This window comes from Pseudomonas sp. R3-41 (assembly GCF_054161485.1).
Genome location: NZ_CP096421.1, coordinates 5,939,259 through 5,953,314 on the forward strand (window position 1 = coordinate 5,939,259; position 14,056 = coordinate 5,953,314).

General features: G+C 60.0%; 12 protein-coding genes. 2 read left to right on the forward strand and 10 right to left on the reverse strand.

Annotation, left to right across the window (positions count from 1 at the left end; genetic code table 11):
• Positions 1–59 precede the first annotated feature (59 nt).
• Complete coding sequence (rlmE, locus tag M1D99_RS25710; RefSeq protein ID WP_003177853.1) at positions 60–692, reverse strand: 23S rRNA (uridine(2552)-2'-O)-methyltransferase RlmE; 633 nt, start codon at positions 690–692, stop codon at positions 60–62.
• A 105-nt stretch (positions 693–797) separates the two neighbouring features.
• Between rlmE and M1D99_RS25715 the strand changes: the two genes are divergently transcribed.
• A complete protein-coding gene (locus tag M1D99_RS25715; protein ID WP_003177852.1) occupies positions 798–1,106 on the forward strand; it encodes a YhbY family RNA-binding protein in 309 nt (102 codons plus the stop codon).
• A gap of 10 nt (positions 1,107–1,116) precedes the next feature.
• Here the strand turns inward: M1D99_RS25715 and M1D99_RS25720 are convergent, their stop codons facing one another.
• The 8 genes from M1D99_RS25720 to grpE form a co-directional block, all read right to left on the reverse strand.
• Entirely contained in the window at positions 1,117–1,521 is a 405-nt protein-coding gene (locus M1D99_RS25720) for an MFS transporter (RefSeq protein WP_458130965.1), read from the reverse strand.
• Positions 1,522–1,549: 28 nt separating this feature from the next.
• Entirely contained in the window at positions 1,550–2,026 is a 477-nt protein-coding gene (gene greA, locus M1D99_RS25725) for a transcription elongation factor GreA (RefSeq protein ID WP_030139783.1), read from the reverse strand.
• 2 nt (positions 2,027–2,028) lie between these two features.
• On the reverse strand, positions 2,029–5,250 hold the full coding sequence (gene carB / locus M1D99_RS25730) for a carbamoyl-phosphate synthase large subunit (RefSeq protein ID WP_186705982.1): 3,222 nt from the start codon (positions 5,248–5,250) through the stop codon (positions 2,029–2,031).
• A gap of 105 nt (positions 5,251–5,355) precedes the next feature.
• Positions 5,356–6,492: a glutamine-hydrolyzing carbamoyl-phosphate synthase small subunit gene (carA, locus tag M1D99_RS25735; RefSeq protein WP_053118343.1), complete on the reverse strand. Its 1,137-nt coding sequence runs from the start codon at positions 6,490–6,492 to the stop codon at positions 5,356–5,358.
• A 255-nt stretch (positions 6,493–6,747) separates the two neighbouring features.
• Entirely contained in the window at positions 6,748–7,554 is an 807-nt protein-coding gene (gene dapB, locus M1D99_RS25740; protein WP_186705981.1) for a 4-hydroxy-tetrahydrodipicolinate reductase, read from the reverse strand.
• A gap of 9 nt (positions 7,555–7,563) precedes the next feature.
• Positions 7,564–8,688, reverse strand: coding sequence for a molecular chaperone DnaJ (gene dnaJ, locus M1D99_RS25745; protein ID WP_039592325.1), 1,125 nt, complete (start codon positions 8,686–8,688; stop codon positions 7,564–7,566).
• Between the two features lie 321 nt (positions 8,689–9,009).
• Positions 9,010–10,926: a molecular chaperone DnaK gene (gene dnaK / locus M1D99_RS25750; protein ID WP_014336568.1), complete on the reverse strand. Its 1,917-nt coding sequence runs from the start codon at positions 10,924–10,926 to the stop codon at positions 9,010–9,012.
• A 101-nt stretch (positions 10,927–11,027) separates the two neighbouring features.
• A complete protein-coding gene (gene grpE, locus M1D99_RS25755) occupies positions 11,028–11,594 on the reverse strand; it encodes a nucleotide exchange factor GrpE (RefSeq protein ID WP_458130966.1) in 567 nt (188 codons plus the stop codon).
• A gap of 243 nt (positions 11,595–11,837) precedes the next feature.
• Here grpE and recN point away from each other — a divergent pair, with 243 nt between their 5' ends.
• Positions 11,838–13,511 (forward strand): DNA repair protein RecN, encoded by a 1,674-nt coding sequence (recN, locus tag M1D99_RS25760; protein ID WP_458130967.1) that lies wholly within the window; start codon positions 11,838–11,840, stop codon positions 13,509–13,511.
• A gap of 75 nt (positions 13,512–13,586) precedes the next feature.
• Here the strand turns inward: recN and fur are convergent, their stop codons facing one another.
• Positions 13,587–13,991 carry a ferric iron uptake transcriptional regulator gene (gene fur, locus M1D99_RS25765; protein ID WP_003197684.1) on the reverse strand — a complete coding sequence of 135 codons (405 nt, stop codon included), beginning with the start codon at positions 13,989–13,991 and terminating at the stop codon, positions 13,587–13,589.
• Between the last annotated feature and the right edge of the window lie 65 nt (positions 13,992–14,056).

Genomic DNA, 14,056 nt, shown 5'->3' on the forward strand with positions numbered 1-14,056 from the left:
ATTCGCTAATGCTCACGGGACGAAATACGAAAAACCTATCGCCCCGGTCGAAAAACCTCTTATTCCTCACTGCGACCACGGAAACCACGGCCCAGCAGGTACTGCTCACGGGAACGATCACGCGATGATTTCGGCTTGCGCGTCGTGACCTTCTCGAACTGCTTGCGCACGCTCTTGTGATATTCGTCGAAGCCTTCACCCTGGAAGACCTTGATCAAAAAATCACCACCTGGCTTCAACACCCGAGTCGCAAGATCCAGTGCCAACTCGCACAGGAACATCGATCGCGGCATATCAACAGATGCCAATCCACTCATATTGGGGGCCATATCGGAAATCACAAGGTCCACCTCGTTTTTTCCAACCGCTTCAAGGATCTGCGCCAGCACGGCGTCCTCGGTAAAGTCGCCCTGAATGAAGGTCACATCCGGGATGCTGTCCATTTCCAGGATATCGGAAGCGATCAGCGTGCCTTGCCCACCAATCAGACGACTGGTCACTTGGGACCAGCCACCCGGAGCGGCGCCCAAGTCGATCACGCTCATGCCTGGACGGATCAAACGGTCTCTTTCCTGAATCTCCAGCAGCTTGTAGCTGGCACGGGAACGATACCCGTCCTTTTGCGCCATTTTCACGAATGGGTCGTTGAAATGCTCTTGCAGCCATTTAAGACTTGTCTTGGAACGGGCCACGGGCCACCTCAAAAATAAAACGGGTCGTGATTAAGTGGGCGGTCCCGGACTTGCTCGGGTAAACTGGCCGCCGCTTTTTACAAGATCAGACGCAGGGGTCAGATTATGCCGCTCACTCAAGAGCAGAAGAAACAATACAAATCCATTGGCCACCATCTGAAACCGGTTTTGACTGTGGCTGACAACGGTTTGACTGAAGGTGTACTCGCCGAACTGGAACGCGCCTTGGGCGATCACGAGCTGATCAAGATCAAGCTCAACATCCTCGATCGCGAAGCCCGCCTGGCTGCCGTTGCCGAACTGTGCAAGACCGGCAAGGCAGACCTGGTGCAGGTCATCGGCAAGATGGCGCTGATTTATCGCAAGAACTTCAGCGTCAACAAGCAACTGTCGAACGTTCACCGCTTCAAGTGATGTCAAAGGGTCAAGGGTGTGCCTCGCACACCCTGCCGCCCCACCCGGGAACCGGCTGCAACACCAGCACCAAACCGGAAAAGCCCAGCACCAGGTAACTGAATACCTGCCACTGGCTCGCATCCGGCCAGCCGAGATGCACCGCAAAGAACATCCCGCACGCATACATCGACATGAGCAGCAACGGCCCACGAATGTCGCGCCATAGACTGGCAAGGCCTTCGGCCTGAACCAGCACCAAAGCCTGAAACATCACGCACGCCGCGGAAAACGCCACCAGCAGCACCGTCAGCATGCCGGCGATTTCATCGATGAGCAGCGGTGCCAGGCCGACTCGACCCAGCACCGGCAGCAAACCAATGTGCAACAACCAGATGCCGCCCACCCACAACATCTGGGTGAGCTGCCAGATCATGGCGCCGGCTCGCAGCGGGCGCCTTCGTTCAGATGTGACGGACTTCGACAATCTCATACTCGATGACGCCACCCGGCGTCTTCACCGCCACCACATCGCCCTCTTCCTTGGCAATCAAGGCGCGAGCAATAGGTGAACCGACGGAAATCTTGCCGAGCTTGATGTCTGCCTCGTCCTCGCCAACGATCTGGTAGGTCACGCTTTCATCGGTCTCGACGTTGGCGATTTCCACCGTGGTGCCGAAAATGACCTTGCCGGTATGCGGAATCGTCGTGACATCGATGATCACCGCATTCTGCATGCGGCCTTCGATGTCACGGACACGCGCCTCGACCATCCCCTGCTCCTCTCGGGCAGCGTGGTATTCGGCGTTTTCCTTCAGGTCGCCCAGCTCACGCGCTTCACCGATAGCCTGGCTCAAGCGCGGGCGCTCGACCTTGGTCAGGAAAGCGTGTTCTTCTTCCAGGGCCTTCGCGCCCTGAACAGTCATCGGGTACTTGGTTATGCTCATGCCTTCAATCCTGCATGTAGATCCTGCAAGCGACGCACGGTCTTCTCGGGACCGAACTTGAGCGCTTCGCAGATCGCTTCGCCCGCAGCAATGGTCGTGGTGCAGTAGATCTTGTGCTGCAGCGCATTGCGACGAATGGAATAGGAATCGGCGATCGATTGACGACCTTCGGTGGTGTTGATGATCAGCGTGACTTCGTCATTCTTGATCATATCGACCACGTGCGGACGGCCCTCGGTCACCTTGTTCACGCGGCGCACTTTCAGGCCCGCCGCTTCGATCAGCTTGGCAGTACCGGCAGTGGCGACCACTTCGAAGCCCAAGTTGATCAGATCACGGGCTACGCCTGCAACCAGTGGCTTGTCGTCATCACGCACACTGATGAACGCCGTGCCGCCAGTCGGCAACACTTCGCTGGCGCCCATCTGGGCCTTGGCGAAGGCTTCACCGAAGGTATCGCCCACGCCCATCACTTCACCGGTGGACTTCATCTCAGGGCCGAGGATCGGGTCCACGCCAGGGAACTTGGCGAACGGGAACACCGCCTCTTTCACACTGTAGAAGTTCGGGATGATTTCCTTGGTGAAGTTCAGCTCTTTCAGGGTTTTGCCAGCCATGACGCGCGCCGCGATCATCGCCAGGGAAACACCGATGCACTTGGAAACGAACGGCACGGTACGGGAAGCGCGTGGGTTGACTTCGATGACGTAGATATCTTCGCCTTGCAAGGCCAGTTGCACGTTCATCAGGCCGATGACACCCAGTTCCAGGGCCATTTTCTTGACCTGCTCGCGCATCTCGTCCTGGATGTGCGCCGGCAGCGAGTACGGCGGCAGCGAGCAAGCGGAGTCACCGGAGTGAACACCGGCCTGCTCGATGTGCTGCATGATCGCGCCAATCACCACGTCCTTGCCGTCGCTGACCGCATCCACGTCCATTTCGATGGCGCAATTGAGGAAGTGGTCCAACAGCACCGGGCTGTCGTTGGACACCTGGACCGCTTCGCGCAGGTAACGCTTGAGTTCGTCTTCCTGGTAGACGATTTCCATCGCACGACCGCCCAGCACATAGGACGGACGCACCACCAGCGGATAACCGATCTTGGCGGCGGCACGAATCGCTTCGTCTTCGCTGCGCACGGTGGCGTTTGGCGGCTGGCGCAAGTTCAGGCGCTCGACCATCTGCTGGAAGCGCTCACGGTCTTCGGCGCGGTCGATGGCATCCGGGCTGGTACCGATGATCGGCACGCCGGCGGCTTCAAGGGCGCGAGCCAGTTTCAAAGGAGTCTGGCCGCCGTACTGGACGATCACGCCTTTTGGCTTCTCGACGCGGACGATTTCCAGCACGTCTTCCAGGGTCACTGGCTCGAAGTACAGGCGATCGGAGGTGTCGTAGTCGGTGGACACGGTTTCCGGGTTGCAGTTGACCATGATGGTCTCGTAACCGTCGTCGCGCAGGGCCAGTGCCGCGTGTACGCAGCAGTAGTCGAACTCGATGCCCTGGCCGATCCGGTTAGGACCGCCACCCAGGATCATGATCTTGTCCCGGGTCGATGGCGCGGCTTCGCACTCTTCTTCGTACGTGGAGTACAGGTAGGCGGTGTCGGTGGCGAACTCGGCCGCGCAGGTGTCGACGCGCTTGTAGACCGGGAACACTTCCAGCTTGTGCCGATGAGCACGCAGGCTCTTCTCGGTCACACCCAGCAGCTTGGCCAGGCGCATGTCGGAGAAGCCTTTGCGCTTGAGGCGGAACATCGTGTCGCGGTTGATGCTGGACATGCCCAGGGTCTTGACCTTCTCTTCTTCCTTGATCAGATCTTCGATCTGGACCAGGAACCAAGGGTCGATCATGTTCATGCCGAAGATCTGCTCGACAGTCATGCCGGCGCGGAAGGCATCGGCCACGTACCAGATACGCTCGGCACCCGGCACGGTCAGCTCGCGCTTGAGCACGCTCATGCTTTCCGGGTCGTTCAGATCCAGCTTCGGATCGAGACCACAGACACCCACTTCCAGGCCGCGAAGGGCTTTCTGCAGGGATTCCTGGAAGGTCCGGCCGATGGCCATGACTTCACCGACCGACTTCATCTGGGTGGTCAGGCGGGCATCGGCCTTGGCGAACTTCTCGAAGGCGAAGCGTGGCAGCTTGGTGACAACGTAGTCGATGGACGGTTCGAAGGACGCCGGGGTCTTGCCGCCGGTGATGTCGTTCGACAGCTCGTCCAGGGTGTAGCCCACGGCCAGCTTGGCGGCGACCTTGGCGATCGGGAAACCGGTGGCCTTGGAGGCCAGGGCCGACGAACGGGATACCCGCGGGTTCATCTCGATGACCACCATGCGTCCGGTGTTCGGGCAGATGCCGAACTGGACGTTGGAGCCGCCGGTTTCCACGCCGATCTCACGCAGTACCGCCAGGGAGGCGTTACGCAGGATCTGGTATTCCTTGTCGGTCAGGGTCTGGGCCGGTGCAACGGTGATCGAGTCGCCAGTGTGCACGCCCATCGGGTCGAAGTTCTCGATGGAGCAGACGATGATGCAGTTGTCCTTTTTGTCGCGGACAACTTCCATTTCGTATTCTTTCCAGCCGATCAGGGATTCGTCGATCAGCAGTTCCTTGGTCGGCGACAAGTCGAGACCACGGGCGCAGATTTCTTCGAATTCTTCACGGTTGTAGGCGATGCCACCACCGGTGCCGCCCATGGTGAAGGACGGACGGATGATGCACGGGAAGCCGAGGCGTTCCAGGACGGCGTTGGCCTCTTCCATGCTGTGGGCGATGCCCGAGCGTGGGCAGTCCAGGCCAATGGACTTCATCGCCTTGTCGAAGCGCGAACGGTCTTCGGCCTTGTCGATGGTGTCGGCATTGGCGCCGATCATTTCCACACCGAATTTTTCCAGGACGCCTTCGCGCTCCAGGTCCAGTGCGCAGTTCAACGCGGTCTGGCCACCCATGGTCGGCAGCAGCGCGTCCGGGCGCTCCTTCTCGATGATCTTGGCGACGGTCTGCCACTTGATCGGCTCGATGTAGGTGGCGTCGGCCATGGCCGGGTCGGTCATGATGGTGGCCGGGTTGGAGTTCACCAGGATGACGCGGTAGCCCTCTTCGCGCAGGGCTTTGCAGGCCTGGGCGCCGGAGTAGTCGAATTCGCAAGCCTGGCCGATCACGATCGGGCCAGCGCCGAGAATCAGGATGCTTTTTATGTCTGTACGTTTTGGCATGGGTTTGTCACTCAAATCCGCAGGTCAGTCGGCTAGGCCGTCGAACAATCTTTGAAGCGCCCGAGGGGGCCACCGTGTTCGGGGCCGCCCTCGGGCTTCGCGCGGTCAGCGTCGCTTGGCCATCTCGTTGATGAAGCGATCGAACAGCGGCGCCACATCGTTCGGGCCCGGGCTCGCTTCAGGGTGGCCCTGGAAGCTGAACGCGCTCTTGTCGGTACGCTCGATACCTTGCAGCGTGCCGTCGAACAGCGATTTGTGGATCGCGCGCACGTTGGCCGGCAGGGTCGCTTCATCCACCGCGAAACCGTGGTTCTGGCTGGTGATCATCACCACGCCGGTGTCCAGGTCCTGGACCGGGTGGTTCGCACCGTGGTGGCCGTGGCCCATTTTCAGGGTCTTGGCGCCCGAAGCGAGGGCCAGCAACTGGTGACCGAGGCAGATACCGAATACCGGGATCTCGGTTTCCAGCACGTCCTTGATCGCCTGGATCGCGTAGTCGCAAGGCTCCGGGTCACCCGGGCCGTTGGACAGGAACACGCCGTCGGGCTTGAGGGCCAGGACGTCGGCGGCCGGGGTTTGCGCCGGTACCACGGTGACGCGGCAGCCACGCTCGACCAGCATGCGCAGGATGTTCAGCTTGACGCCGTAGTCGTACGCCACCACGTGGTACGGCAGCTCGGAAGCCTCGATCGTCGCGTGACTGTCGGTCTTCAGGTCCCAGACCGTGGAGCGCCATTCGTATTGTTTCTGGGTGCTGACGACTTTCGCCAGGTCCATGCCCTTGAGGCCAGGGAAACCCTGGGCAGCGGCGATGGCGGCTTCTTCGGAAATGTTGTCGCCGGCCATGATGCAGCCGTTCTGCGCGCCTTTTTCCCGAAGGATGCGGGTCAGGCGGCGGGTGTCGATACCGGCGATCGCCACGACGTTGTTGGCTTTCAGGTAGTCGGACAGGGACATCGTGTTACGCCAGTTGCTCGCTACCAGCGGCAAGTCACGGATGACCAGGCCGGCGGACCAGACACGATCGGACTCGGCGTCTTCCGGCGTGGTGCCGGTGTTGCCGATGTGCGGGTAAGTCAGGGTAACGATTTGCTGGGCGTAGGAAGGATCGGTAAGAATTTCCTGATAGCCGGTCATTGCGGTGTTAAACACCACCTCACCAACGGTCTGACCGTCGGCTCCAATGGCTTCGCCGCGAAAAATGCTGCCATCAGCAAGGGCGAGTATGGCTGGCTTAGTCAAGAAGACCTCCCGTAAATAAAGCCTGAAAGGGCGATCGCAGGTTGTAAAAAAGCGGAGTGACGTATGGACACGTCACCCCGCTTGTTCACTGAATTATTCTGCGCGCTTTTAGTGGACACACTAAAGCTGTAGCTTACAGAAAAAGGGTTTTTTGGTCCACCGCTAATGAGCCTTAAAGGCAGGGGAATGCGACAGGCCGTCGCGAAGCGGTGTAAAACGGGGCGCAGTATAACCTGAACCCCGCCCCTAATGGCATCAACGCAGGTCGAGAACGTCCTGCATGTCGTACAAACCAGGCTCGCGACCATCCAGCCACAGCGCGGCACGTACCGCGCCCTTGGCGAAGGTCATCCGGCTCGACGCCTTGTGGGTGATCTCCAGTCGCTCGCCTTCAGTGGCGAACAGCACGGTGTGGTCGCCCACCACATCGCCACCACGCACCGTGGCGAAACCGATGGTGTCGCGCTCACGGGCACCGGTGTGCCCTTCACGCCCATACACAGCGACCTTCTGCAGATCACGCCCCAGCGCATCGGCAATCACTTCACCCATGCGCAAGGCCGTTCCCGACGGCGCATCGATCTTGTGCCGGTGATGAGCCTCGATGATTTCGATATCGGCATCGTCACCCAACACCCGGGCCGTCAGATCCAGCAGTTTGAGCGACAGGTTCACGCCCACGCTGAAGTTCGCCGCGAATACGATCGGGATGTCCTTGCCGGCATCGGCCAACAATTGCTTCTGCGTCGCATCCAGCCCGGTCGTGCCGATCACCATGGCCTTGCCATGCTTGCGGCAGATCGCCAGGTTTTTCAGCATCACCTCCGGCAGGGTGAAGTCGATGAGCACGTCGAACTCGTCGAGCACCTTCTCCAGGCCGCCGGACATCGGCACGCCGATACGTCCCAACGAGGCCAGCTCGCCAGCATCGGCGCCCACCAGCGTACTGTCGGGCCGAACGATGGCCGCCGTGAGGCCGGAGAGCGGCGAACGCTGCTGCACCGCCTCGACCAGCGCCTTGCCCATGCGCCCCGCAGCGCCCATCACAGCTATACGTCGCATGCGAACTCCTTACAGGTCGCCGAAGAAGCGCTTCACGCCTTCGAACCAACCGGTGGTTTTCGGTGAGTGGCTGTTGTCATCGGCCAGGGAGTTGCGGAACTCTTCCAACAGTTCACGCTGACGACGCCCCAGGTTGACCGGCGTTTCCACCGCCACGCGACACATCAGGTCGCCTGCACCACCGCCACGCACTGGCGCGACGCCTTTGCCTCGGATCCGGAACTGCTTGCCGGTCTGCGTGCCCTCGGGAATTTTCAGCTTGACGCGACCGTCGAGGGTCGGGATTTCAAGCTCGCCACCCAAGGCCGCATCGACGAAGCTGATCGGCACCTCGCAGAACAAATGCTTGCCGTCACGCTGGAAAATCGCGTGTTCGCGGACGTTGATGACCACGTACAAGTCGCCAGTCGGGCCACCCTGGGCACCCGCCTCGCCTTCGCCGGACAGGCGAATGCGATCACCGGTGTCGACACCGGCCGGCACCTTGACCGACAGCGTCTTGTACTCTTCGACACGCCCTTCTCCATGGCAGGAGTCACACGGATCGGAAATGATCTTGCCTTGGCCATGGCAACGCGGGCAGGTCTGCTGGACCGAGAAGAAGCCCTGCTGCATGCGAACCTGGCCAATGCCGCCGCAGGTCGGGCAGGTCACAGGAGAGGAGCCCTTCTTGGCACCGGAGCCATCACACGGCTTGCAGTTGACCAGTGTCGGCACGCGGATATTGACGGTGGTACCGCGCACCGCTTCTTCCAGATTCAGCTCCAGCGTGTAGCGCAGGTCACTGCCACGCTGGGCGCCACCACGGGCACCGCCGCGACCGCCGCCGAAGAAATCGCTGAACACATCACCGAAAATATCGGAGAAGTTCTGGCCGCCGAACCCGGCACCGCCGCCACCCATGCTCGGGTCGACACCGGCATGCCCGTACTGGTCGTAGGCCGCGCGCTTACTGGAATCGGACAGGACTTCGTAAGCCTCGTTGGCTTCCTTGAACATCTCTTCCGACGCTTTGTCGCCGGGATTACGGTCCGGGTGGTGCTTCATCGCCAAGCGACGATAAGCCTTCTTCAGCTCCGCCTCGCTGGCTCCCCGCTCGACACCCAATACTTCGTAAAAATCACGCTTCGCCATTAGTCTTTGCACTCTTATAGGACGTCCGGCAAACCTCTCCTGAACCTTGCCAAACTCGTTGAGCCCCAATGCAGGCCCGGACCCAACTCACGTCAATTCAACGATCCTGGTCGTAAACTTTCAGCCAGGTACCCGGCCAAAACGCGGCGTCCATCGCCGGAAAGCAGGAGCATTCCCGAACACGCCGTCAGCACCCGAGCTTTGTCGCATGCTGTAAAAAATTCGTTGCCTCCAGACACGCCAACGCGGGAGCAAGCTCCCGCGCGGCGACATCCTACCAGCCACCGCACAAACGCAGTCAACCGGCCGACCAACAAGCGATTACTTGTGGTCTTTCACTTCTTCGAACTCGGCGTCGACGACGTCGTCGGCTTTCTCGGCCGATTCGCCCTGCGCAGCCGCGCCTTCGGCAGGCTGGGCCTGCTCGGCGTACATCTTCTGAGCCACAGGCGCGGAGACCTTCGACAGCTCTTCGATCTTCGCCTCGATGGCCGCCTTGTCGTCGCCTTTCACAGCGGCTTCCAGGGCAACCACGGCCGCTTCGATGGCGGTTTTCTCTTCCGCGGTCACTTTCTCACCAGCATCGGCGATCATCTTACGGGTCGAGTGCACCAGGGCATCGCCTTGGTTACGGGCGCTGGCCAGCTCTTCGAACTTGCGGTCTTCCTCGGCGTTGACTTCAGCGTCGCGAACCATCTGCTGAATTTCTTCCTCGGACAGGCCGGAGTTGGCCTTGATCACGATCGACTGGGTCTTGCCGGTGGCCTTGTCTTTCGCACCAACGTGCAGGATGCCGTTGGCGTCGATGTCGAAGGTCACTTCGATTTGCGGCACGCCACGTGGTGCTGGCGGGATCTCGGCCAGGTCGAACTTGCCCAGGGACTTGTTCTGGGCAGCTTGCTTGCGCTCACCTTGCAGCACGTGGATGGTCACGGCGCCCTGGTTGTCGTCGGCCGTCGAGAACACTTGGGATTTCTTGGTAGGAATCGTGGTGTTTTTCTCGATCAGCGCGGTCATCACGCCACCCATGGTTTCGATACCCAGGGTCAGCGGGCTGACGTCGAGCAGCAGAACGTCCTTCACGTCACCGGCCAGAACGGCGCCCTGGATGGCAGCACCCATGGCAACGGCTTCGTCCGGGTTCACGTCCTTGCGGGCTTCTTTGCCGAAGAAGTCGGTCACCAGCTTCTGGACCAGCGGCATACGGGTCTGGCCGCCCACCAGGATCACGTCGTTGATCGAGCCAACGTCGATACCGGCGTCTTTCATGGCAATGCGGCAAGGTTCGATGGTGCGCTGAACCAGGTCTTCCACCAGCGCTTCGAGCTTGGCGCGGGAGATTTTTACGTTCAGGTGCTTAGGACCGGTGGCGTCTGCGGTGATGTACGGCAGGTTCACGTCGGTCGACTGGCTCGAGGACAGTTCGATCTTGGCTTTTTCAGCGGCTTCTTTCAGGCGCTGCATCGCCAGCGGGTCACCCTTGAGGTTCATGCCGCTTTCTTTCTTGAACTCGTCGACGAGGTAGTCGATCAGGCGGATGTCGAAGTCCTCACCACCGAGGAACGTGTCACCGTTGGTTGCCAGTACTTCGAACTGGTGCTCGCCGTCGACTTCAGCGATTTCGATCACGGAAACGTCGAAGGTACCGCCACCCAGGTCGTAAACGATCACGGTGTGATCGCCCTTGGCCTTGTCCATGCCGTAGGCCAGAGCGGCCGCGGTTGGTTCGTTGATGATACGTTTTACGTCCAGGCCCGCGATGCGACCGGCGTCTTTGGTCGCCTGGCGCTGGCTGTCGTTGAAATAGGCAGGAACCGTGATGACCGCCTCGGTCACCGCTTCGCCGAGGTAGTCTTCGGCGGTTTTCTTCATTTTCTTGAGGATCTCGGCCGAGATCTGTGGCGGCGCCATTTTCTGGCCGTTCACTTCAACCCAGGCGTCGCCGTTGTCAGCCTTGGCGATTTTGTAAGGCACCATCTTGATGTCTTTCTGAACGACTTCTTCGTCGAACTTGCGACCGATCAGACGCTTCACCGCGTACAGGGTGTTATGCGGATTGGTCACTGCCTGACGCTTGGCCGACTGGCCAACCAGAATCTCGCCATCATTGGCGTACGCAATGATCGACGGCGTGGTGCGCGCGCCTTCAGCGTTTTCAATAACTTTGGCCTTGCCGTTTTCCAGCACGGAGACGCACGAGTTGGTGGTCCCCAGGTCGATGCCGATAATCTTGCCCATGTTAACTCTCCCGGAACTTGGATTTTGTTGCCGCAGCAGTGGTGGCTAACTGCGGTAGCACTTAAACGCTTGACTTATAGATGGGGCCGCTGCGCCCGATTTCAAGCCTGCTCATCAATAGAAGGCGAAACCGGTGCCGGCGCCTTGCTGACCACGACCATGGCCGGACGCAGCAGGCGGCCGTTAAGCAGGTAGCCTTTCTGGAAAACCTTCAGGACGCTGTTTGGCTCGACGTCAGCGCTTTCCTGCATCGCCATGGCCTGGTGATGCTCGGCGTTGAAGGGCTCGCCATGGGGATCCAGGGTTTCAAGCTGATAACGCTTGAGAGTGTCCTGGAACATCTTCAGGGTCAGCTCGATACCTTCACGCATCGGACGGATGTTTTCGTCATCCGGATTGGACAGCTCCAGGCCGCGCTCCAGGCTGTCGATGATCGGCAGCAGGTCGCCGGCGAAACGCTCCAGGGCGAACTTATGGGCCTTTTCTACATCTTGCTCGGCGCGACGGCGGACATTCTGCAGGTCGGCGGCTACACGCAACGCCTGGTCCTGCGCACCGGCCAGTTGCTCCTCGAGCACTTGTACACGTGCCGACAGGTCTTCACCGGAATCCTGGGAAGCCTGATTGGCGTCTAGATTTTGCGTGTCCTGCATCTGTTCGTCAGCCATAGAGATTTCTCCTTTCAACTTCGTCCGCGAGCTCGACTCGCGCTTCTGCCCCGGTATATGGGGCCGGGTTTTCCAGCTTCAAGGGTCATCTGACGAATTAACCTTACAAAAAGCAGCCGCATAATCATTCCGTGCCGCGCTAAGAAAATCATTTTCCCAAGCAAATCGAGCTAAGCGTGGGCATTGTCAGGCCGAAACAAAACACTGTATAAATAACCAGACCTAAAGCCTGGGAGCGGCCTTATGCTGGTGCACCTGTCCGTACACAACTACGCCATTGTCGAACACCTCGACCTCGAACTTGATCGAGGCATGAGCGTGATCACCGGTGAAACCGGCGCGGGCAAATCGATCATGCTCGACGCCCTGGGCCTGACCCTGGGCGACCGCGCCGACAGTGGCGTGGTGCGCCCCGGAGCGGACAAGGCCGACATCCTGGCGACCTTCGACCTGGTCGATATCCCCGAGGCCAGCGCCTGGCTGGCCGAACGCGACCTGGACACCGATGGCCTGTGCATCCTGCGCCGGGTTATCACCGCCGAAGGCCGCTCCCGAGGCTACATCAACGGCACACCCTGCCCGCTGGGCGACCTCAAGGCCCTCGGCGAGTTGCTGATCGACATCCACAGTCAGCACGAACATCAATCCCTGCTCAAGACCGACACCCATCGTCGCCTGCTGGATGAATACGCCGGCGCTACCGACCTGGCCCGGCAAGTCCAACTGGCCGCCCAACGTTGGCGCCAGACCCGGCAGGAACTGGATCGCCTCTCCAATTCCGGCGACGAACAGCGCGCCCGTCACCAGCTATTGAGCTACCAGCTCGAAGAACTGGAGAACCTGGCCCTGGGTGAAAATGAACTGGAAGAACTGGAGCAGGAACACAAGAACCTGACCAACGCCGAAACCCTGCTGGGCATCTGCCGCCAGGTGGTCGAGCAATGCAGCGAGAGCGATTCGGGCAACGTGCTCAATGCGCTGATGGCGAGCCTGAACCGGTTGTCCAGCGTGAACAATTCGGTGGGCGCCCTGAGCGAAGCGACCAACCTGCTGACGAGCGCGCAGATCCAGGTCGAGGAAGCCGTTGGGGAACTGAATCGCTTCCTCGATCATTTCGACGCCGACCCGGCACGCCTGCAATACCTGGAAGAGCGCCTGGACACTATTTATACATTGGCGCGCAAACACCGCATCCAGCCGACCGAGGTTGCCGAACTCCAACAGCGGTTGCTGGAAGAACTCGAGACCCTGAACGCCAACGATGAGTCCATCGAGCGCCTCGGGGACGAATTGGCTTCTTATGCCCGTCATTATCAGGAAAAGGCCAAAGAGCTCAGCGAGCTGCGACGCCAAGCCGCGACAGGGCTGGCCAGTGCCGTGGAGCAGGAAATCCAACGCCTGGGCATGCCCGGTGGACGCTTCACCATCGAATTGCGCCCCAACGCCGGCGACGAACTCCAACCCAATGGGCTGGAACAGGTGGAATTGCTGGTCAGCGCCAACCCCGGGCAACCACTCAAGGGCCTGGCCAAAGTCGCCTCCGGCGGTGAATTGTCACGAATCAGCCTGGCCATCCAGGTCATCACCGCGCAGACCTCCCGCGTACCGACACTAGTGTTCGACGAAGTGGACGTGGGCATCGGTGGCCCGACAGCGGAAATTGTCGGCCAATTGCTCCGCCGACTGGGCGAGCGTGGCCAGGTGCTGACCGTCACTCACCTGCCCCAGGTCGCCGCCCAAGGGCACCAGCATTTATTTGTGCACAAGGTGCGTGGCGAGGACGCGACTCGCACCGCCGTGTCGAAGCTCAACAAAAACGAGCGTGTAGAAGAAGTGGCACGAATGCTGGGCGGGATCGACCTCACCAAGGAATCCCTGGCCCACGCGAAAAAAATGGTCGTTACCGCGAAAAACTGAGAACGGCAGAAAGCACGAAGGCGACCCTGGGGTCGCCTTCGTTCGTTTCGCGAACCTTAAGTCCGCGCGACATGCTTACTTTTTCTTGCGTACGTACAGCACAAGATTGTGATCAACCATCTCGAAGCCATACTTGTCGACGATTGCTTTCTGCAGCCGCTCGATTTCTTCGTCGAAGAATTCGATGACTTCGCTGGTCTCGACGTTGACCATATGGTCGTGATGCTTGCCGTCGTCCAGTTCGAAGACCGCATGGCCTCCGTCGAAGTTGTGTCGCACCACAAGGCCAGCTGCCTCGAACTGGGTCAGGACACGGTAAACCGTGGCCAGACCGACGTCCTCACCAGCCTCCATCAGCGCCTTGTAGACATCCTCGGCGCTCATGTGGCGTTGCTCGGCGGAATCGAGCATTTGTAGAATCTTGACCCGTGGCAGGGTCACTTTGAGGCCGGCTTTGCGTAGTTCGCTATTTTCAACCATGGTCAGCTTTCTCGCGATGCTGCTTCGCAGCTTCTCTTAATGCGGGTATGATCGGCGTTTACGTT

Excerpts from the sequence above, each read along its gene's own strand:
- M1D99_RS25715 (WP_003177852.1), top strand. The coding sequence starts at position 798 with ATGCCGCTCACTCAAGAGCAGAAGAAACAATACAAATCCATTGGCCAC.
- M1D99_RS25720 (WP_458130965.1), bottom strand. The coding sequence starts at position 1,521 with ATGATCTGGCAGCTCACCCAGATGTTGTGGGTGGGCGGCATCTGGTTG.
- carB (WP_186705982.1), bottom strand. The coding sequence starts at position 5,250 with ATGCCAAAACGTACAGACATAAAAAGCATCCTGATTCTCGGCGCTGGC.
- dapB (WP_186705981.1), bottom strand. The coding sequence starts at position 7,554 with ATGCGACGTATAGCTGTGATGGGCGCTGCGGGGCGCATGGGCAAGGCG.
- dnaJ (WP_039592325.1), bottom strand. The coding sequence starts at position 8,688 with ATGGCGAAGCGTGATTTTTACGAAGTATTGGGTGTCGAGCGGGGAGCC.
- dnaK (WP_014336568.1), bottom strand. The coding sequence starts at position 10,926 with ATGGGCAAGATTATCGGCATCGACCTGGGGACCACCAACTCGTGCGTC.
- grpE (WP_458130966.1), bottom strand. The coding sequence starts at position 11,594 with ATGGCTGACGAACAGATGCAGGACACGCAAAATCTAGACGCCAATCAG.
- recN (WP_458130967.1), top strand. The coding sequence starts at position 11,838 with ATGCTGGTGCACCTGTCCGTACACAACTACGCCATTGTCGAACACCTC.
- fur (WP_003197684.1), bottom strand. The coding sequence starts at position 13,991 with ATGGTTGAAAATAGCGAACTACGCAAAGCCGGCCTCAAAGTGACCCTG.